22 protein-coding genes are annotated in these 20,554 nt (G+C 39.5%); 6 read left to right on the forward strand and 16 right to left on the reverse strand.

What is annotated here, in order from left to right; translation table 11 throughout:
* Positions 1 to 130: 130 nt before the first annotated feature.
* The 4 genes from AC1DEF_RS13905 to AC1DEF_RS13920 all read left to right on the forward strand — a co-directional run bounded on the left by AC1DEF_RS13905 (position 131) and on the right by AC1DEF_RS13920 (position 3,064).
* Complete coding sequence (locus AC1DEF_RS13905) at positions 131 to 1,513, forward strand: PepSY-associated TM helix domain-containing protein (RefSeq protein ID WP_097822799.1); 1,383 nt, start codon at positions 131 to 133, stop codon at positions 1,511 to 1,513.
* 29 nt (positions 1,514 to 1,542) lie between these two features.
* Positions 1,543 to 2,007: a FixH family protein gene (locus tag AC1DEF_RS13910; RefSeq protein ID WP_097822800.1), complete on the forward strand. Its 465-nt coding sequence runs from the start codon at positions 1,543 to 1,545 to the stop codon at positions 2,005 to 2,007.
* A 140-nt stretch (positions 2,008 to 2,147) separates the two neighbouring features.
* Positions 2,148 to 2,570 carry a NucA/NucB deoxyribonuclease domain-containing protein gene (locus AC1DEF_RS13915; RefSeq protein ID WP_013057949.1) on the forward strand — a complete coding sequence of 141 codons (423 nt, stop codon included), beginning with the start codon at positions 2,148 to 2,150 and terminating at the stop codon, positions 2,568 to 2,570.
* Positions 2,571 to 2,710: 140 nt separating this feature from the next.
* A complete protein-coding gene (locus AC1DEF_RS13920) occupies positions 2,711 to 3,064 on the forward strand; it encodes a DUF1516 family protein (RefSeq protein WP_225049451.1) in 354 nt (117 codons plus the stop codon).
* Between the two features lie 40 nt (positions 3,065 to 3,104).
* On the opposite strand, the gene AC1DEF_RS13925 is transcribed toward AC1DEF_RS13920, so the two are convergent.
* The 3 genes from AC1DEF_RS13925 to AC1DEF_RS13935 all read right to left on the reverse strand — a co-directional run bounded on the left by AC1DEF_RS13925 (position 3,105) and on the right by AC1DEF_RS13935 (position 5,812).
* Entirely contained in the window at positions 3,105 to 3,698 is a 594-nt protein-coding gene (locus AC1DEF_RS13925; protein WP_097822801.1) for a hypothetical protein, read from the reverse strand.
* A 154-nt stretch (positions 3,699 to 3,852) separates the two neighbouring features.
* Complete coding sequence (locus AC1DEF_RS13930) at positions 3,853 to 4,560, reverse strand: TetR/AcrR family transcriptional regulator (protein WP_241771379.1); 708 nt, start codon at positions 4,558 to 4,560, stop codon at positions 3,853 to 3,855.
* On the reverse strand, positions 4,532 to 5,812 hold the full coding sequence (locus tag AC1DEF_RS13935; RefSeq protein ID WP_237074380.1) for a glycosyltransferase: 1,281 nt from the start codon (positions 5,810 to 5,812) through the stop codon (positions 4,532 to 4,534). The genes AC1DEF_RS13930 and AC1DEF_RS13935 overlap by 29 nt, the downstream gene beginning before the upstream one ends.
* Positions 5,813 to 6,108: 296 nt before the next feature.
* On the opposite strand from AC1DEF_RS13935, the gene AC1DEF_RS13940 reads away from it, so the two are divergent.
* Complete coding sequence (locus AC1DEF_RS13940; RefSeq protein WP_097822802.1) at positions 6,109 to 6,654, forward strand: GNAT family N-acetyltransferase; 546 nt, start codon at positions 6,109 to 6,111, stop codon at positions 6,652 to 6,654.
* 148 nt (positions 6,655 to 6,802) lie between these two features.
* Here AC1DEF_RS13940 and AC1DEF_RS13945 read toward each other — a convergent pair whose 3' ends face one another.
* The 8 genes from AC1DEF_RS13945 to AC1DEF_RS13980 form a co-directional block, all read right to left on the reverse strand.
* Positions 6,803 to 7,288, reverse strand: a complete 486-nt coding sequence (locus tag AC1DEF_RS13945; protein WP_043981373.1) for a hypothetical protein — start codon at positions 7,286 to 7,288, stop codon at positions 6,803 to 6,805.
* A 78-nt stretch (positions 7,289 to 7,366) separates the two neighbouring features.
* A complete protein-coding gene (fsa, locus tag AC1DEF_RS13950) occupies positions 7,367 to 8,035 on the reverse strand; it encodes a fructose-6-phosphate aldolase (RefSeq protein ID WP_014459236.1) in 669 nt (222 codons plus the stop codon).
* Between the two features lie 49 nt (positions 8,036 to 8,084).
* Positions 8,085 to 8,978 (reverse strand): phosphogluconate dehydrogenase (NAD(+)-dependent, decarboxylating), encoded by an 894-nt coding sequence (gene gnd, locus AC1DEF_RS13955; RefSeq protein ID WP_097822803.1) that lies wholly within the window; start codon positions 8,976 to 8,978, stop codon positions 8,085 to 8,087.
* A 30-nt stretch (positions 8,979 to 9,008) separates the two neighbouring features.
* Positions 9,009 to 11,003: a transketolase gene (gene tkt, locus AC1DEF_RS13960; protein WP_097822804.1), complete on the reverse strand. Its 1,995-nt coding sequence runs from the start codon at positions 11,001 to 11,003 to the stop codon at positions 9,009 to 9,011.
* A gap of 28 nt (positions 11,004 to 11,031) precedes the next feature.
* Positions 11,032 to 12,534 carry a glucose-6-phosphate dehydrogenase gene (zwf, locus tag AC1DEF_RS13965; RefSeq protein ID WP_097822805.1) on the reverse strand — a complete coding sequence of 501 codons (1,503 nt, stop codon included), beginning with the start codon at positions 12,532 to 12,534 and terminating at the stop codon, positions 11,032 to 11,034.
* Between the two features lie 441 nt (positions 12,535 to 12,975).
* Complete coding sequence (locus AC1DEF_RS13970) at positions 12,976 to 13,509, reverse strand: hypothetical protein (protein WP_255255676.1); 534 nt, start codon at positions 13,507 to 13,509, stop codon at positions 12,976 to 12,978.
* Positions 13,510 to 13,594: 85 nt separating this feature from the next.
* Positions 13,595 to 14,449 carry a GAF domain-containing protein gene (locus tag AC1DEF_RS13975; protein WP_097822806.1) on the reverse strand — a complete coding sequence of 285 codons (855 nt, stop codon included), beginning with the start codon at positions 14,447 to 14,449 and terminating at the stop codon, positions 13,595 to 13,597.
* A gap of 332 nt (positions 14,450 to 14,781) precedes the next feature.
* A complete protein-coding gene (locus tag AC1DEF_RS13980; RefSeq protein WP_097822807.1) occupies positions 14,782 to 15,348 on the reverse strand; it encodes a GNAT family N-acetyltransferase in 567 nt (188 codons plus the stop codon).
* Positions 15,349 to 15,464: 116 nt separating this feature from the next.
* On the opposite strand from AC1DEF_RS13980, the gene AC1DEF_RS13985 reads away from it, so the two are divergent.
* Positions 15,465 to 15,782 (forward strand): hypothetical protein, encoded by a 318-nt coding sequence (locus AC1DEF_RS13985; protein ID WP_477727413.1) that lies wholly within the window; start codon positions 15,465 to 15,467, stop codon positions 15,780 to 15,782.
* Between the two features lie 67 nt (positions 15,783 to 15,849).
* Here the strand turns inward: AC1DEF_RS13985 and AC1DEF_RS13990 are convergent, their stop codons facing one another.
* The 5 genes from AC1DEF_RS13990 to AC1DEF_RS14010 all read right to left on the reverse strand — a co-directional run bounded on the left by AC1DEF_RS13990 (position 15,850) and on the right by AC1DEF_RS14010 (position 20,406).
* A complete protein-coding gene (locus AC1DEF_RS13990) occupies positions 15,850 to 16,239 on the reverse strand; it encodes a VOC family protein (protein WP_097823069.1) in 390 nt (129 codons plus the stop codon).
* Positions 16,240 to 16,499: 260 nt separating this feature from the next.
* Positions 16,500 to 17,195: an ABC transporter ATP-binding protein gene (locus tag AC1DEF_RS13995; protein WP_097822808.1), complete on the reverse strand. Its 696-nt coding sequence runs from the start codon at positions 17,193 to 17,195 to the stop codon at positions 16,500 to 16,502.
* Positions 17,195 to 18,280, reverse strand: a complete 1,086-nt coding sequence (locus AC1DEF_RS14000; protein WP_097822809.1) for an ABC transporter permease — start codon at positions 18,278 to 18,280, stop codon at positions 17,195 to 17,197. Before AC1DEF_RS14000 ends, AC1DEF_RS13995 begins: the two co-directional genes overlap by 1 nt.
* 72 nt (positions 18,281 to 18,352) lie before the next feature.
* Positions 18,353 to 19,735 (reverse strand): sensor histidine kinase, encoded by a 1,383-nt coding sequence (locus tag AC1DEF_RS14005; RefSeq protein WP_097822810.1) that lies wholly within the window; start codon positions 19,733 to 19,735, stop codon positions 18,353 to 18,355.
* Complete coding sequence (locus AC1DEF_RS14010; RefSeq protein WP_097822811.1) at positions 19,732 to 20,406, reverse strand: response regulator transcription factor; 675 nt, start codon at positions 20,404 to 20,406, stop codon at positions 19,732 to 19,734. Before AC1DEF_RS14010 ends, AC1DEF_RS14005 begins: the two co-directional genes overlap by 4 nt.
* Between the last annotated feature and the right edge of the window lie 148 nt (positions 20,407 to 20,554).

Consider the following 20,554-nt stretch of genomic DNA (forward strand, 5'->3'; position numbering starts at 1 on the left):
AGCTTTCACGAGCTGTTTTTTTATTAGCAGCTTCCTCTTATAAGTCCCAACAATCACTCTCAGGAGTGATGGCTAATTCTCCCTTTCCTTCTATAATGAAAGCACGTTCGTTAGTAAAAAGGAGGAAAAAATGATGCAGGAAAAGCGCGAAGAAACAACAAGTACAACTAAAAAAAGCACGGCGCGTTCTCAAGGCCTATACAAAGCCATATGGCGCTGGCACTTTTATGCGGGCTTAGTGTTTACTCCGTTTCTTCTTATATTAGCTGTTACTGGAGGCGTGTATTTGTTCAAGCCTCAAATTGAAGAAAGACTGTACCACGACTTGTATCATGTTCAAGCTCAATCACAGTCTACATCCCCTTCAGCACAAGTGCAGGCTGTAAAGGAAAAGTATCCAGGCGCTGACGTGTTGACGTATAAGCCCAGTGAGCGCTCCACTCGTTCTTCAGAAGTAGGAATCTCATTAAAAGACCATACATATACGATTTTTGTTAATCCTCACAATGGTCACATTGTAGGAAAACTGGATGATTCGAGTCGCTTAATGAATCAAATTGAAGAATTTCACGGAGAGCTAATGGCAGGAACAGCGGGTGATCGTATCGTAGAACTTGCGGCCTGCTGGGCGATTGTCTTAATTGTAACCGGTGCTTTTTTATGGTGGCCGCGCAAAAAAGACAAAATAAAAGGTGTGCTGATTCCTCGTTTTTCAAAAGGTAAAAACGTGTTTGCACGAGACCTTCATGCGGTACCGGCCTTTTGGATTTCAGCTGGTATGCTTTTTCTCGTACTAACGGGCCTTCCGTGGTCAGGACTGTGGGGCAATGCGTTTCAGCAAATCGCCACAAACGCAGGTGTTGGGTACCCTCCGTCTATTTGGGTAGGCAGTGCACCTACTTCAACCGTGCAAACAAAAGATGTAGCGGACGTGCCTTGGGGAGCTGAAACGTTAGAAGTTCCAAACTCCACAGCTTCGCAATATACAAAAGTATCGCTTGATGACATTGTAGATATTGCAAAAGAACAGCATATGCACGACGGTTATACCATTTCTATTCCGCAAGAACCTCAAGGCGTGTATACGCTCTCTGTTTTTTCACCAAGAGCTCAGGATGAAGCAACCATTCACCTTGATCAATACACCGGCGCTGTGTTAGCCGATTATCGGTACGACAACTATGGATTTATGGGAAAATTGATTGCACTTGGTATTACGCTTCATAAAGGTACACAGTTTGGGTTTATAAATCAGCTTATGGGCCTCATTGTTTGTATCGGAATTGCTGGTATTGCTATCAGCGGAGCCTTACTGTGGTGGAAACGAAAACCAGCTAAAAACATAGGCGCTCCTAAAGTTCCTGAAGGAAATGCAATGCGCATTGTGACGTGTATAATCGTGGTGTTTGGTCTCGTCTTTCCTTTAGTCGGACTGTCCTTAGTTATCGTGTGGCTTTTAGATTTCTTTGTCATCAAACGAATTCCAGCATTGAAGCGGTTTTTAAACGCATGATGCATGAAACGATGTGAGGTGCAGTAACAATGAACAAATGGAAAATACCCGGATTGGTCATACTTAGTACGATTTTACTTTCCGCGTGCTCTGTAAACAGTAACGCAGACAAGCTCTACAAGCAGCCAAAGCCTCTGTCTGCGCATGTGATGCTTCCTGAAACTATAAAACCACGGAGCACACAGGTACTAGAAGTGCACGTAATGCAAGAAAATAAAACGGTGGATGATGCCAAAAGCGTTCAGTTTAAAGTGTGGAAAAAAGATGCTCCCGGTAAAGTTGAAATAATAAAAGCGCATTATGACGGCAGTATGTATAAAGCCAAAGCAACCTTTAAGGAAGATGGTATTTACTATATTAAAACGGATATTAACGCGCGCGGTGAACACATCCTTCCTACTCAGCAAGTCGCAGTAGGCGAATTATCGAAAGAAGAATTACGTTCACTGCAGCCAGCTGAAAACGAAACGCATCATCATCACTCTCATCATTAGACATAAGCTCACGTTCAGCGACTGTACGTGAGCTTATATTTTTCTTATGAATTTTGACTAGTTCCATTATATGTTTTTACATTTTTTTCTTATTACTTTAAAATAAAAGTGATAAACGTTTTATAAAGGAGTTTTACAGATTGAAAAAAATTGTTTCTGGTATTTTAATTTTAGTATTAGCCGTTATTGTTATGATTGAAGGAAATCCGTTAGAGCAGAACTCTTCAACGAATACCTCCTACGATGAAGTAATTACCTTCCCTGCTGATCGTTACCCTGAAACTGCAGCGCACATTCAACATGCAATCGATAAAGGAAAATCGGCTGTTTGTACAATTGACCGAGACGGGGCTGAGGAAAACCGCCGTGAGTCTTTAAAAGGCATTCCGACTAAAAGCGGCTATGACCGAGATGAGTTTCCGATGGCCTTTTGTGAAGAAGGCGGAAGCGGTGCTGATATTGAATATGTAAAGCCTTCAGACAACCGAGGCGCCGGGTCTTGGATCTCCCATCAAGTAGACGAGTTTCCTGACGGTACGAAGGTTTTAATTGAAGTGAAGTAAAAAGAATGGTCGTGATGACCTTTCTTTTTTTATATTAAAAGTCTATAAAAAATGAAAAATTGCTCTTGCCTAAAGATACTCTTCACTTTTAAAATAAAAACGTGTGTGTTACATATATGCATCATCGTTTTATAGGAGGAATGAGTTTCTTGGACAATCTATGGCAGCAGCTACTCCCTGCCTCATGGCAATTAACTTTATTTATTTTCTTTTTTGTTTATATCTTGCGCTACAAACAAGAGAATAAATTCAGCATGCAGCTTCACTTGCTGCTTAAGTTTCTTTATGCCGTTATTTTGATTTTAAATGCGGTGTTGTTTTTAGTGGAAAGTCAGCGCGATTTTCTTTTTTATGCAACGCTTTTCATGAGTATCCTGACAATTATTTTGATGGAGTTCACGCTTTCTGCAAAAAAACAGAACGAGCTTGATTTTATTTCAGCCGTTTCTTGCTGTGTTCTTCCGATTTTTATTTCTTTACTTGAACTTAGTTAATGAACCAAAGGCCTCTGATGATTCAGAGGCCTTTTTGATGTTATTGATCTTTGTTGTTACGATCCATCATATCTTTTGGATCTTCTACAATATCTTCTGGATCACGGTTGTTGTCTTTTTCATCATCTCGATACATCTTGTCATTTTTATCTACGCCAGGTACGTTATTGTTGTTGTTCATATTATCTAAGCCCGTGTTTACAAACGCCACGTATACTTTGTCGATTTTACTATCTGCTTCTCTTACGCGGTCTGCAATTTTTTGCTCAAAATCAGTTGAAACTTCATGATAAGTATCGCCGTTATACGTTACGGTGTTCACCTTGCCGTTATCATTGTTGTCCGCTGCGTCATTTCCAGCTAGGTCTACCGTTACATACGCGTTATTATTATCGCGAAGCACATATGCATCGTCAACTTCCTTCATATCTTCTACATTTTGTGCTGCTTCAACTGACTTTGTCGGCTGATCAGTGTTATCCATTGGGATATTGTTATTAACTCCATCGTTTGTAGAAGTGTTGCGTAAGTCATTTTGAGTATTGTCCATTGCGTTATTGTCTTTATTTCCTCCACATGCAGCTAAGCCGGAAAGAAAAAGAACTGAAGAAGCAATGATAAGCCCTTTTTTCATTTTTTCCATCTCCTTAAATATAGTTTGCAGTCGTATTATGCTTAATTTTTGCAAAACTATTCAAAGGAGACGGAGAAGTGAAAAAACCTTTTAAAAAAATATACTTAACGCTGCTAGCAATGTTATAAGATACATTTTAATATTACAGCTGTACTTATTCTCCTAATAGCTTTCGAACGGCTATTGAAAGCGTATTGACATGCCGTTCTACGTTTGCCGCCTCAGCAACTTGTTTCTTTTCATCGACGTTGTAAACCGGCGCTGGATTTTGTGTAATTCCGTTGATCGCTGTAGCCATAAAAGCTAGCAGATCATCTGTTGGTACAGCCGGAGAGAAATTCTTTACTTCTATTTGCTGCGTAATAAAGTCGTGAAGCTTTTTTTGAATATATTTAAGGTTAGAGACTTCAACTAGCTGATCTTCAATTTTCATAAAACGCTGAGGGTCTTTTGAATACAACGCTACTAGTTCAAAGTAAATTTCTCCTCCTGCTGTCATCGATTCTTGGATATGCTCTCCAATATACATAATAAAATCATGCAGCATTTCAAAGGAATCTTTTTTTGTCTGAAGTAGGGCTTCAATTTTATCTTTTACTTTATAGCTGACGCTTTCTTGATTAAGAAGTCCAACAAATACTTCATCAAGGTTTGAAAAATATTTGTACACGCCTCCCTGACTCATTCCAGCTTCCAAAACGATATCTCGCATGGCTACATCATGCACCGGTTTGCTCTTGCATACTCTTTTGGCTGCTTCTAAAATCTCTTGCTTCTTTTTTTCAGCGTATCCTTCCCTTACTTTTGGCATTTTTTCACGCTCGCTTACTTTTTTATTTATTTTCGAATGTCTCGAGTGCATCAATAATCACCTGAGCTGCTTTTTCAGCTCCTTTTTCAGCTCGGATTTGTTTTCCGATTTCTTGTGCTCTGGATCGAATTTCATTAACTTGCGTACAGGAAATGGCTGCGGATAATTTTTCAGCCGTCAATTCTTTTCTCGGAATGGCTTTTGCTCCAGCTCCTAGCTCGTGAATTTTTCTTCCCCAAGCGAATTGGTCATTTCCATAAGGAACAATAATACTTGGAACACCAGCTCGGAGGCCTTCGGCTGTTGTTCCTGCTCCTCCATGATGAACAACGGCAGACATTTTAGGAAACAGCCACTCATGAGGAATATCTTTTACAAATAAAATGTCTTCTGCTATCTCTTCTGTGTGATTCATTCCGCTTCCTCCTGTATTGATGATACCTCGTTTCCCGGCAAGTTTTAAGGCTTTAATCACTAAAGCAGTCGTTTCGCCTGCGTTTTTTTTATCACCAACACTTCCAAATCCAATATAAACTGGCGGTTCTCCAGCCTTTAAAAACCTTTCCAGCTTCTCTTCCGGCTGATAGCTATGGTCACTGTCCATAAACCAATTTCCGTAGGAATGAACGTGTTCAGGCCAATCTTTAGATACGGAAAATACAGTGGGACTTGACGAAATAATGGTTGGGTTAGCTGCTGTACGCTGCTTTGGATATGGACATGAAAAATCGTTAGGTCCTGTTCCGTGCTGCTGAACCCAATATTTTTTTAAAGGACCATTTACTACTTTCCAAAATCCCCATTCAAAAATACGATGCGTCAGCTTATTATATATTTTTCCAAATCGTGGTCGATCATAAAAAATTAAAGCTGGATAGTCTTTTGTTGGTGTCATTGGAAAAGGGCTGGCTAGAATGCTTGGTATATTCATCTCTTTAGCAGCAAAGTAACCAATTGCCGCACCTGGATGATATACAATTGCATCGGCTCCTTTGCATGCTTTGTGCAAATCTTCTTGTATATTCATCATCATACCCATCATCTTTTCATTTTTTAAGCTTGAAAAAAATTTGAGAGGATTGTCTGCATTAATCGCGTCGTCTGCTGCTCCGCTCTCTATAATTTTAGAAACATCTCCTCGAAGCATGGCATATTCGAATCCATACGATTTTATGAAGTTTTGATAAGCTTCTGAAGCCGCAATTCGTACACGGTATCCTTTCTTTTTTAGCTCTAATCCTAAAGCCATAAAAGGCTGGGTGTCTCCCCGCGTTCCTGTTGTTAACATCGTAATAAGCATCATTTCAGCCTCCTTATATTAAAACGACAATGTTGTCGTTTTAATATAATGTAACCTCCTGGAATTGATTCGTCAATGTAAAAACGACAATTATGTCGTTTTTATTACTATCCTTTATTTTCCTAAGGTGCTTTTTGTAAGGATTGCTGCTTTTAATTATAGCAAGGGAAAATTTCCTTTTTATAGTATTGTATAAAGAAAGGCTTATTCAGCTAACGGGCAGTCATATTGAATAAGATAGGATTTACTTATCCTTAAATAAAATATTTTCAAAACATCATAAAAGGAAGTGTGTACTATTGGGTAGTGAAAGTAAACTCATTATTTCTCCATTAAATAATGACTTAATAGAGGATATCAATATGACAAATGATTATTTTAAGCTATATGGCAGAGTTGTCCCCAGTTTACAATCAGGAAGGTGGTCTTATAAAGAAGTTCTTTTTGATGAAGCTAGAGAAACACGTTTTCCAGATGACAAACTTGATTGGAGCCAATATATAAACCGAGAGGATAAAGCTTTGTTTTTAGCTTATATGAATAATACTTGCATAGGACAGATTAGAATCATTAAGGATTGGAATCGCTTCTGTTATATTGAAAACATTGCTACTAAAAAAGACTATAGAGGCAGGGGAGTTGGAAAGTTTCTCTTAAATAAAGCAGAAGAGTGGGCAAAACAAAGAAAACTTATAGGAATGTCCTTGGAAGCACAAGATGATAATCTTGGTGCATGCAGATTTTATGTAAAACAAGGATTCATACTAGGTGGAGTTGACACACTAAAGCAGTCATATAACCCTACTATTGGAACCACTTTATACTGGTATAAGTTATTCAAGTAACGCGGGCTTTAGCAAAATAAGTAATAGAGTCGTTTTAACATAGGAATTTTAAAGAGTTAAATAGTTGAAACTGAAAAAAAGATGCTTCGCGTTTTAAACGAAGCATCTTTTTCAAGTACAGCTATGAATGCCTACCTACTTTTTTAAGTTAAACTGATCGTGAGGCAGCTAATTTCTCAATCGGGGCTTGTTCAATGTCTGCTGCTGAAATATTCAGCAGCTTTTCTAAAACAGCCGTTATGCTCTCATTTGTCTTATTACTTTTCTTGCAGTCATTAATATGCTGATTTAATTGCTTTTTATAAGCCTCTGTATGAATGAGCCACTGACTTAAAAGCTCTTTTGTCGCCTTTCTTTCTTCTTCGCTTTTAGCTCCAAATAAGCTTTCCATATCAGGTTCTTGAATAATTAGCTTACTAAAATCTTCGCTTACTGCAAGCCAAAAATAGTTTTTTTCGTACTCGTAATATCTGTGTTCTTTTAATAAAAAGTAGCCAATTTCAAATTCAATGCGATAGAGCGGCTGGTTAACTTTCGGCGCATGAAGGCTTTTAAAGTTAATATGTTCTACATCATCTACATAAACCTCTGAACCGTATTGGGTTTTAATCATCTTAGCATCTACTGTATTCATGGTGTTTACCTCTTTAAGGATATTATGAGAGAACGGGTGCATTCTTTTTCTAGAATGCGCACGTTCTTTATCTTTTACTTAATTTTGAACAGCATTTTTCCAATCAGCCGCAAATTTTTCGATTCCTTGTTCGGTTAAAGGATGTTTAACAAGCTGCTCGATTACTGAATATGGAATCGTTGCAATATGAGCTCCGGCAAGGGCTACGCGTGTAACGTGATCCGGATGTCTTACAGAAGCCGCAATGATTTGAGAGTCAATATTTTGAATGCGGAACAACTCGGCAATTTTAGCCACAAGCTGTACGCCGTCTTCTGAAATATCATCAAGGCGACCAAGGAATGGAGATACATATGTTGCACCTGCACGAGCTGCTAAAAGCGCTTGGTTCACAGTGAAAATAAGCGTTACGTTTGTTTTTACACCTTTTTTAGCAAGGTAGCGAGTCGCTTCTAATCCAGCGATTGTCATTGGAAGCTTAATCGTAATATTTTGATCCCCGCCATTAATTTTAATTAGTTCTTCTGCTTGCGCAATCATGTCTTCCGCTGTTTCGGCATCCGGCGTCACTTCTGCTGAAACGGATTCTACTTCTGGAACAGTTTTTAAAATTTCTTCAATACGATCTTCAAACTTTACGCCTTCTTTTGCAACAAGAGAAGGGTTTGTTGTGACGCCAGATAAAACGCCCACTTTGTATGCTTTTTTAATATCGTCAAGGTTTGCAGTATCAATAAAAAATTTCATTTTTTCATTCCTCCATTAGTTTTTTTTACTATACCCACTATTTCACTTGTTATTTCTTTTCCACAGCATGACCGCCAAACTCATTTCGAAGTGCGGAAACTACCTTTCCTGTAAAGGTATCATCTTCAAGCGAGCGATAGCGCATCAGTAAAGACATTGCAATAACCGGCGTAGCTGTTTGAAGGTCTAGAGCGGTTTCTACCGTCCATTTCCCTTCACCAGAAGAGTTCATAACTCCTTTGATGTCATCTAGCTTAGCATCTTTAGAGAATGCATTTTCTGTTAATTCCATTAGCCATGAACGAATAACAGATCCATTGTTCCATACTCTCGCTACTTTTTCGTAATCATAGTTAAATTGGCTTTTTTCAAGAACTTCAAATCCTTCTCCGATTGCAGCCATCATGCCGTATTCAATGCCGTTATGAACCATTTTTAAAAAGTGGCCGCTGCCTGCTTCACCAGCGTATAGATATCCGTTTTCTACTGCTGTATCGCGGAAGATAGGTTCAACAATTTCCCACGCTTCACGATCTCCGCCAATCATATAACAAGCTCCGTTACGAGCGCCTTCTATTCCGCCAGATGTTCCAACGTCCATAAAGCGGATTTTGTTTTCTTTTAACTCGTTATAGCGTCGAATAGACTCTTTGTAATGAGAGTTTCCGGCTTCAATTACGATATCTCCTTCAGCTAAAAGAGGCTTCACTTCACTAATAACAGAATCAACAACCGTATGAGGAACCATCAGCCATACAACTCTTGGTGTTTCTAGTGACTGAACAAGCTCCTGCAAGCTTGATACTCCTGAAGCACCGTACTCTTTCATTTGTTCCACTGCGTTTGAATTTACGTCAAATGCTACAACGTTATGACGCTGATCCAATAAGTTTTGTCCTAAGTTAATCCCCATTTTCCCTAAACCAACTAATCCTACTTTCATGTGAACAGCTCCTTCTATTTATCTTCTTATTTAAGCCTTTAGCAATTCTTTTGCTTGTGCCACTACGTTTTCTTCTGTAAATCCAAACAGCTTCATCACATCAGCTCCGGTTCCTGAAGCACCGAATGTGTCAATAGCTAACACTTTTCCTTTTGGTCCTACAAAGCGTTCCCAGCCAAGTGAAATTCCCATTTCTAGAGAGATTCGTTTTGAAACAGATTCAGGCAAGATGCGCTCTTGATACTCTTTTGACTGCTTGTTAAACAGCTCCCAGCTAGGCATTGCTACAACACGTACAAATATACCTTCACGCTCTAGCTGAGTTTTAGCACTGACCGCTAGTGCTACTTCAGAACCTGTAGCGATAAAAATCAGCTCCGGCTTATCGTTTGTTTCGGTTAATACGTAAGCTCCTTTAGCTAGGTCGTTGATATTTTGTTTTGTTTCTTCAAACACAGGCAAGTTTTGACGGCTAAGCACTAAGGCTACAGGACCTTCCGCTTGCTGAAGCGCATAAGCCCAAGCGCTAGCTGTTTCGTTTGCATCAGACGGACGGATTACGGTAAGCCCTGGAATTGCACGAAGAGAAGCTAAATGTTCAACGGGCTCATGAGTCGGTCCATCTTCTCCTACTGCTATGGAATCATGAGTAAACACATACGTGACCGGCAGCTTTTGCAGTGCAGCCAAACGAATCGCTGGACGCAAGTAATCATTAAAAACAAAGAATGTGCTGACAAACGGCTTCACACCGCCGTGAAGGGCCATTCCATTTCCGGCCGCTCCCATTGCATGTTCACGTACGCCGAAATAAATATTTCGATTTCCGAAATATCCTGGTGCGTAAGGGCCTTCTTCTTTAATGTCCGTCATCGTGGAATGCGATAAATCAGCGCTGCCTCCAAAAATAGATGGCACAGATTTAGTGAAATAATTAATAGCTTCTCCGCTTGCAACACGAGTCGAAATCGCTTTTTCTGATGAGAATGTTAAAATATCATTCACTTCAATTAACGCTTCGCCTGTGATAGCACGCTCTAATTCATCAGCGAGCATAGGGTATTCTTTTTGGTAAGAAGCAAACAGCTCGTTCCACTCTGCTTCTGCTTTCATCCCTTTTTCTTCTAGCTTTTCAAAATGGGCTTTTACTTCTTCTGGAACATAGAAGTTTTCTTCAGCTTTCCAGCCGTAGGCTTGTTTTGTTGCTTTTGCTTCTTCTTCTCCAAGCGGATTACCGTGTGCTTTATTTGTTCCCGCTACTTTTGGACTTCCGTAGCCAATAATTGTTCTCACTTCAATAAGCGTTGGCTGCTCGGTGTTCTGCTTCGCTTTTTCGATGGCTTTTGTGACTTCATCTACGTTATTTCCATCTTCTACACGCAAATACTGCCAGTTTGCAGATTCCGCTCTTTTTTGGATATTTTCACTAAACGAAAGATTTAATTCCCCGTCTAACGAAATATCGTTGGAGTCATATAAAGCGATAAGTTTGCCAAGCTTCATATGGCCAGCCATGGACATCGCTTCATAAGAAATGCCTTCCATCAAGTCACCATCGCCTACTAACGTATACGTATAGTGATCAATGACTAGGAATTTTGACTGGTTAAATTTTGCCGCTAAATGAGCTTCTGCCATTGCCATTCCGACTGCATTTGCAATTCCTTGACCTAAAGGACCTGTTGTGGCTTCCACGCCGTCCGTATGGCCAAATTCAGGATGTCCCGGTGTTTTACTGTTTAGCTTGCGAAAGCTTTTTAAATCTTCTATTGATACATTGTATCCGCTTAGATGAAGCATGCTATACAGCAAGCTTGAGCCATGACCGGCTGATAAGATAAAACGATCTCGGTTAAACCAGCTTGAATTTGCCGGATTATGCTGTAAGTGATTCGCCCATAGCGCATAGGTCATCGGAGCCGCTCCCATTGGAAGCCCGGGGTGGCCTGAATTGGCTGCGTTCACCGCATCGATTGACAGGGTGCGAATCGTATTAACTGCAAGTGTGTCTATGTTGGTACTCATGTGTCATCCTTCTTTCGCTTTGTTTGTATTAAACTGGCTGTACTTCGCGTGATCGGCGCGCTGTTTCTTCATCCAGCCACCATTTAAAACCGTCTTTTTCTAAAAGTGCATGTGATGCATCAGGGCCGTGTGAACCAGCTGCATATTTATAAAGCGGCACTGTATTTTCCTCAAACGCTTCAAGAAGCGGCTGAACCCATTCCCAAGCTAGCTCTACTTCTTTCCAATGAGCAAAAAATGTAGAATCTCCGGCGCATGCATCTGCAATAAGGCGTTCATATGCTTCAGGTGCTCCTTCTTGCTGGCCTGAAAAATTAATTTGTACAGGCTCAATATGACCATGATTAAATGGGTTTTTACTGTTCAACTGCAGCGTAATATTTTCATGCGGGTTAATTTCAATGATCAACAGATTTGGAGATGTTGTTTCTCCTTTGTCTAAGTACAACTCTTTTAACGAGTCTTTGAATTCAATAACAATTCGCGTCGCTTTTTCCGCCATTCTTTTCCCTGTACGAATGTAGAAAGGAACGCCTTTCCAAAGCGAATTATCGATATATAGTCTGGCTGCTAAAAACGTGTCCGTCTGAGAAGATGGTGATACGCCGGGCTCATTTACGTAGCTCTCCACTGAAGACCCTTTTATTTTTCCGGCCTCATATTGACCGCGAACAACGTCTAGATCCATATCTTCTTTTACAAGCGGACGAAGCGCTTTTAACACATTTATTTTTTCGTTTCGAATATCATCAGCGCTAATGCGAGCAGGTAAGTGCATAGCCGTCATCATCAGCATTTGCAGCATGTGATTTTGAACCATATCTCGAATGGCTCCTGAATGGTCATAATAGCTTGCTCTTTCCTCTACACCGACCGTTTCACTTGCTGTAATTTGTATATTCGCAATATGTTCGTTATTCCATAATGATTGAAGAATAGGATTAGCGAATTCCAGCGCTTCTAAATTTTGCACCATCGACTTGCCAAGATAGTGGTCAATGCGGTAAATCTCTTCTTCTTTAAACGCTTTGCTTAAGTTTTCGTTTAATTGACGAGCTGACTGTAGATCATGACCAAATGGTTTTTCAATAATTAACCGTTTCCAACTTTTTGTAGCACCTAAGCCACTGTTTTTAATATGCTCGGCGATCGTACCGAAAAATTCTGGTGCAACGGAGAGATAAAACATTCGGTTGCTTGGAATATTTAGTTCTGCTTCTCGTGCTTCTACTAGATTTAACACACTTTTATAGTCTTCAGCATTCGTTGCATCCAATTGGCTGTAGCGAAAAGCTGAAAGAAAATGCTCCATAAGAGATGAATCTTTTTCGATGCGACGTGAAAAAGTATGAATAGATTCTTTTACTTTTTTCTGAAAATCAGCATCGGACATCTCCCTTCTGCCTAGTCCCACAACAGAAATTGATTTAGGGATTTTCCCGTCTACAAATAAATTATAGAGTGCAGGATAAATTTTGCGTTTCGCTAAATCACCTGTTGAACCGAATAAAACAAAAGTCATCGCTTCCATATCTCTTCCTCCTGTTAGGAAAAATATAATCTTTTAAAAGTAACTTTTCTTTCACTCGTTACTTTATGTAACCTATCTTATTCCTGAAATATTTTTTCGTCAAGATATTAAACTCGTAAAAAATCATTTCAATTTTCTTTTTTGGTTTAAACCTTATAGCAGCTTATCTCGTTTAGTTTATGGAAAAATAATGAAAATACTTTTCGGTTGAATTTAAAAAATAAAACTGTTTTAATGGATTTGATAGAGTTGTATGAAAGTAAAAACATACATACTATTTACATGTGTGTCAGGTGAAAAATATCAAAAGGTGGAAGTGCTATGAAAGCTCAACTAATGAAGATGTTTGAAGTTCTATCTGTTTTTCGCATAAAAAAATCGCAAAGCACTTTAAAAGAGAAAGGAAGTTTGACCTCTTTCTTTTAAGCTGCACGCACGCCTTTAATGCGTGGCTACAGCAAGAAGTGCAAGCATCATATAGAGGTTAAAAACAGCCAGTAAAACAAGAACGGTATAGACTAGTTTTTTACCTGTTTTTCCTAAAAAGTAGACGTTTACTAAACTAAAATACACGCTTGCTGCGCATAAAACGAACGCAAGAAACTCTTTACACTCATTCAATGTCATTTGAAAATCTTGATTATAGTAAATTCGGAGATCCTTACTAACGGCAAACGGCACGGTCCACCACCTGATCAAAATTCCAATAAACATAAGTATCCCTATTGTGTTTAACGTGGACTGAAGTGTTCTCGGCTGTTTCTTTTTCATATTCACACCCGCTTGTGCGGACCTTTTGAAGTTTACTCGCATGTATTTCCCCCCATGATGTTTTTGCATACCACAAAAAAGATCATCAGCCATACGCAGGCCTCTCCCGCGGCTATTTCTTACACCGTCAAAAGATGCGTAATGATCATCACGCAAGGCTTCAATAAAGTTATATTCTTTATCTATATTCACTTTATGCTGCATTTGATGCTTTCACAGCTTCTGATCATACCAGCTTGTTATATACATACACAAAAATAAGCCTTGGCTCATAGAGCTAAGGCTTGCTTCATGTTTTGATTAAGTTATACCCCACACATTGAAGAGCTTGTTGAATATTTTTCACGACTTTTAACTGTAAGTTTTTCAAATCATGATTTTTAATTTGCTCTTTCGCAAATGTCGGCGTTACACCTGTTATAACTGCTTGAGCACCCATGAGCTGAAGTGCTGTAATCATTTTTAAGAAGAAATTCGGAAACTCTTTTTCTCTCAGAAGCAGCTTCGATAAATCAATGATAAAGTAATCTATTTCATTATGAGCTGCATCGTGAAGCACATCTGTCATAATCTGATCCGCACGCTCTTTATCAATAATACCTTGAAGAGAAAGAATCGAAACACCTTCTGTAATCGGAATGATTGGGACACTTAAAAACCCCATCTGATATCGTGTTTCATCCAGATCGATCATATGAGATAAGATACCTGCCATTGATTGTAAAAAAGCAATATCTTCTCCTGAAAATTCTTTTTCTTCCTTGTCCATTACACAGAGTGTTCCAAATACATTTCCTTTTAAATCTTTTAATGTAACACCTAAAAAACCTTTTACCTGCAATTGATCCGTTACTTCTAGCTGTCTGGTAACGGCATCCTTCATCAGATTTGCCGTATGCATAACGTCTCCGTCATTCATAATGATTAAGCGGCAGTATGTACCTCCGTATTCAACGCTGTATCCTTCAGGAATAATTTCTTCCTTCTCGTTATATGAGCTGAGGACCGTCATCGCTGTTTCTCCTTTTCTAGTTACGTACGTTGTGCGGACATTCAGCTGTTTGGTAATAACCTCAAATAATTTTTGCGAAACAGACCGCAGTGAATAAAAATGAGGAACTTTATTTTCTCCATCAACGTTCATCTAGTTACCTCCATCGCAACCATCATTCTCTCTGCCATAAGTGCATTCTTTCATAAAGATACACACAGTTTGTTTCTAACTTTTTTGTAGTAGGAGAGAGTACGGCTATATTGCCTCTTTTCTATCTTATACATGCTAGATTTGACATATGACATGATTTCACATAAGAAAAACTTCTTCCGTTCATGAAAGAAGAAGTTTTAAATTATATAAAAATCTTACACGTCCCCATCTCCCCTCTATTCCCCGTATTAGGATATATCAAACTAAACTGCTTAGTTCAATTATGGATAAAAAACAAACGTTTACAGGAAAACATAGTACACAGGGTATTAGAGCTCCTGCTGCACCTTTTTGTTCCATTCCCTTCGCAGCACTCCCATTTTGATGCTATCAACATATTCACCGTTTACGATACGTGCTTCTCTGACTCTTGCTTCTTCTTTCATACCTATTTTTGCCGCTGTTTTGATCATTCTGATATTGCCTGACCATGTGGACATACCGAGTCTATGTAAATGTGTAGATTCAAATAAAAAATCAATCCACATGCGGTAAGCTTCCGTTCCGTATCCTCCGCTCCAATAGTCTGGGTCGTAAATGACAATTCCGGTTTCCAGCCAGTTTGTATGCTTGTCCACCCAATAGCAGCTCACGGTCCCCACCGTTTTTTCATTAATAATAATCGCAAGTATTCGAGGAACTGACGGAAAAAGCTCATATTCTTTTTTCCATGAGTTTATATACTTTTCTTTCGTGAGTCTTCGTTCTGGTATGTACGGAGCATTCCACTTTTTTGCTTCTTGGTTTTTTTCTTCGTACTTCCAGTAATAAAGTTCATTAACGTTTTCCTGTGTCGCTTCTCTTAACGACACTTTTTCTCCTATTAGTTTTATCATGAGAAGCATCACTCCTTGACTTATAAAATAGCTTATTACGTTCTGTAGAAATAAAACGAATATTAATACACGTGTGTACAAGCACACCTTTGCATAACGAATAAAATATAGTAGTTATGATGAAAGGAGTGAATCCTATAAAAAAATATTATTGCTACTACAATTCAGCAGATGACAAATATTATGTAGAAAGCGATTATTCTTTTAAAAAGCGTCCGCGCAAGAAAAAAACATGCTGTGTAACCATTAATTATTATACAAATATTGCATATGAAGGCGGACAAATTGCTATAAACGGTGGACAAAACGCATCTCAAGGTGGACAGATTGCCAAAAACGGCGGGCAAAATGCTAATCAAGAAGGACAAATCGCAGGAAAGTACGGGCGAAATAAGCTAACTGAATTTAATTTCACTAATGATAATCAAGAGTAATTCCTCCTGTTTTGCCTGTAAAACACCGAGAAGAATGTATATGCTCCCGGTGTTTTTTGTTTTTCTTCTATTTATTACTCACGGTTTCCATAACTGCAAAATAGTTATCTTCACTGTCTGAAAAGTTAAAGACTTTTCCTGAAGGCATGGATACGATTTCTCCCACTGTTACGCCTTTAGCTGTTAAATCTCCGTATAGTTCATCCACATTCTCTGTAAAAAACAGCAGCGAAGGAGTCCCGACATTTAACTCTGGCTGCATTTTTGCTATTAGCTGTTTGTTATGAAGGATAATAGTTGTTTCAGCACCCGCTACCGGCGCTAGCTCAATCCACTTCATGCCTTCTTCATTATTTTGTTCAGACATAACTTGAAATCCCATTTTTTCTGTCCAAAACTTTACCGCTTGATCTTGATCGTTTACATACACCATAATTTGACCGACTTTTTTAATCATTGCTTTCACTCCTTTTCTCATCGTTTCATCACCTTTTTACTATTTCTTCATTGCCTTTTCATTTCCTGTTTCTTATTTTCTTCCTTCCTAAATAGCGTTGTTTTATTTTGGCTACACGCTTTTTAAAGAAGTGGAATATGAATAACTAACCCATCTACTAATAAAGAAGCAAACGTATGGAAGCTCCAAATCGAGACGACAAATATATGCACAATGAAGAACGCAAAAAAAGTGCTGCTCTTGTCAAGAGCAGCACTTTTTTAAACTTGCACGCTGTTTGATTCTACTAATTTTCCATCTTCCATCCACACAACGCGGTCACATAAATCCAGCATTCTTTGGTCATGCGTAACCATTACAGCTGATTTGCCCCTTAGCTTTACTTCATCTGCGAGCATTTGCACGACTGCTCTTCCTCGCTCTGAATCCAAGCTTGCCGTCGGTTCATCTGCAAAGATAATTTCAGGGTTATTCATCCACGCTCTTGCAATCGCTGCCCGCTGGCGTTCTCCGCCCGATAGACTTTCAGGATAGTGATGCTTGCGATGAGCAAGCCCTAGCTTTTCAAGCAAATCATCCGCTCTGTTTTTGGCGTCTTTGTCTCGATTTCCTTCTAGTTCCGTTACAAGCAGCAGCTGATCGCGAACCGTTAAATACGGAATTAAATTAGCTGCTTGAAAGATAAAGCCAATTTTCTTCAGGCGAATGCTGTTCATTTGTGATGGAGACATTTTATTAATCTCGTCTCCGTCAATAATCACACGTCCGCTAGACGGCGAAAGCAGCGCGCCTGCAATGGATAAAAAGGTACTTTTCCCGGAACCAGAAGGACCGACAATCGCCACAAGCTCTCCTGCTTTTACACGCAGCGATAGGTCATTTAACACGACTACAGCGTTTTCTCCGTCTCCAAATGACTTGCTAACACTCTCTAAAACTAATTTTTCTTCACTCATTAAACAGCCCTCCCAATCGCTTCAACCGCATCTACTTTTGCTACGCGATACAGCGACAATAATGAACTCAGTACAGAAACAGCTACAAACAGCGCCGAACAGCCGGCGATTAGCGATAAATCCAAGTAAAATGGCATCGAATCAGGCAAAATGGCAGCTACTCCGTACGTCAGTCCAATACTAATAGCGAGACTGCATAAAGTTAACACAACCACTTGAGATAAAATCGTTCGCGCTAAATAACTTGTTTTTGCTCCTATCGCTTTTAACACCCCAAACTGATTCATTTTTTGAAGCGTCATCACGTAGAAAAAAACGGCTAATACAAAAGCGCCAATGATAAACAGAAACACGACCATCATTAAAAGCGAGCCTTGTTCTTCTTGATAGCCAGGAATTCCTTTTAACGCTTCATCTTTACTAATCACATCAATGTCCGACTTCTTTTTTTGAAGAGCATGTGCTTTTTTATCGTTCATGTTTAACACCACTGCATTAAAGGCACCTGTGCTTTCAATTGTCTTCCACTCTGTAAAATTAATATGAATAACAGGCGCGTGACTAAACGACTGATTTTTTGTAAAACCAACAATTCTAAAGCTTTTTCCTGAAGCCGTATCTTTTATCATATCACCTAGCTTTACTCCTTCTTCTTTTAGCGAAGAGTCCGCCACGGCTTCATGTTTCGCATCGTCCGTAATCATCTTCCCTTCTGTTACGTTCGGAGCTAAAAAGCCGCTTGTGCTTATGGCAAAAAACAAGGCGTCTATTTTTTTTGCTTTTCCTTCATTTATAATTGCTGTCATCATCACACCAAGCGGCTCAGCATTTTTCTTGCCGCTTAGCTGTTGAATATCTTCTGTTTTGTTTATGGATAAAACAGAGCGCGTCAGGCGTTGATCCGCTTCTTTTTGAAGCACAACGTAATTTCCTTTCATTTCTTGAACAGCTGAAGCATTGTCAGAGGAAAGCCCCTTTGCTAAGCCTGATACAAAAAGCACAAGCCATACAATTAACACCATAATCACGCCAATGAGTAAGTAGCGCAGCTTCGCATGTTTCAATTCACGTAAAGCCAAAAACATGTTTCTTTCATCTCCTTTTTTAATTCTATTTAAAGTATAAAAATAGAAAATGAATGGAAGATGAACGGCTCATTACATTTTCGGAAGATAAACGTGAAAGGTGCTGCCTTTTCCTTTTTCGCTTTCAACGTGAATGGAACCTCCGTGCATTTCGACAATTTGCTTTACAATCGCTAAGCCAAGACCGCTGCTTCCTTCCGTCCGGCTTCTTGCTTTATCTTCTTTATAAAAACGATTAAAAATATGCGGGAGGCTTTCTTTTGACATACCGATTCCCGTATCTTGAAATTCCACGTGGCAATGCGTGTCTTCCATGCCAACGCGAAGAGAGAGCGTTCCTCCTTCTTCCGTAAACTTTACGCTGTTTGTAATCAAATTTGTCCACACTTGATGAAGCAGTTTTTGATCGCCTGAAATCATCGTTGAAGGAAGATCCATTTCAATAGCCAGCTCTTTTTCACGCCAGCTCCACTCCGTCATAAACAGCACTTGCTTGATTTGAGCTGCAACATCAAACGTACTTTTTTCGATATGCTCACTTTCTTTATCAAGTGAAGCAAGCGTAAGCAGCTGTTTGCTGAGTGACGACATGCGCCGGCTTTCTTCTTCAATAATAGACAGGTACTCATTTCTCTGTTCATCTGAAAGATTAGCAGAACGGAGCGTTTTCGAAAATCCTTGAATGGACGCCAGCGGAGACTGAATTTCATGTGACACGTTGGATACAAATTCTTGGCGCATCTCTTCAAGCTGCTCTAAACTTTTAGCCATCTCGGAAAAATGTGAAGCAAGCGCGCCGATTTCGTCTCGGCGCTTTACGTACAGCTCGACGTTGTATTTTCCTTTTGCCACTTGTTTTGTCGCTTCCGTTAGCTTGACAATTGGCTTTACTAAATAACGCGTACTAATAAGTACAAATAAAATACTTAATACAATCATCAGCAGTAAAATGACCGAGAAAAAAATGCGCATTTCCCCGAACTGCAGCTGAATATCAGGGCGAATAAACAGCGCTTGCTGCTTGTTACTTTCTCCTTTTAACGGCACGCCGATGCTATTGGCTAACACATTATCAAAAAATCCCGTCACAAACACCTGTGAAGGAAAGTTTGCAATTCCGTGATACATTTTTCCGTCCAGTACTTGTTTGACAGCACTCTTTTCTAAGCGCTGATTTCTAAATTCCCGTCCGTAAAACGTCTCATGTCCGCTCCTGTCCACCACATATATTTGATAGCCCAATTTACTAATATGCTGTAAATAAGCTTGTTGATCCACGCCCCTATTGCTTTCGTAAAAGCTCGCAATGTCTTTTGCCATACGCGTAAGCTTTTGATCGTTATAAGGTTTTAAGCTGTACTGATAATAAACGTTTGCTAAAATAAACGCTAGGAGACTGCTAAATACCATTACAGCAATGGTCGTCAGAACAATCCGCAAATAGAGCGTCTTCATTTTGCCCTCACCTCAAGCTTATAGCCGACGCCTCGAACCGTCGTAATGACAAAATCATCGGTATGTTCAAACCTTTCGCGCAGCCTTTTCACGTGTACATCGATTGTGCGGTTATCTCCGTTAAAATCCGCTCCCCATATCAGATGAATTAATTCTTCTCTTGTGAAAATTCTTCCTGGATAGCTCGCGAGCTGAGCTAATAATTCAAATTCTTTCATTGGAAGAATTAACAGTCGGCCGCTGCAGTGCACTTCATAGCTTTTTCGGTCGATAGAGGTGCTGTTCAGCACGATCATCTTTTCATTTACCACTTCGTATCGGCGAAGCAGTGCTTTGATTCGGAAAATCAATTCTTTTGGTTCAAACGGCTTTGTAACATAGTCATCCGTTCCTGCTAAAAAGCCTTTTTCTTTGTCTTCGAGCTGATCTTTTGCTGTTAATAAAATAATGGGAAAATCATAATAGCTGCGTATTTCTTCGCAAACTTCATATCCGTCTTTATGAGGCATCATAATATCGACAACCGCTAAATGAATGTGCTGCTTAGCAAGCAGACCCGAAGCTTCCTCGCCGTCTTTTGCTTCATGTACCATATAGCCTTCAAGCTGCAAATAGTGACGAACTAATTGCCGCATATGCTCATCGTCATCCGCCAGTAAAATGTGAATCATTTTTTCTGCCACTCCTTTTATCAACCATTTAAAATGGCGGCCTTTTGGCCGCCATCACTTATTCTTTCAGTATCTATCTGTTTACTAGTGTAACCAAACGCGGTGGTCCTATTGCGTTTTTATTAGGATAAGAACTTATTGTGAACAG

It is taken from the genome of Priestia sp. 10L35 (assembly GCF_056395685.1).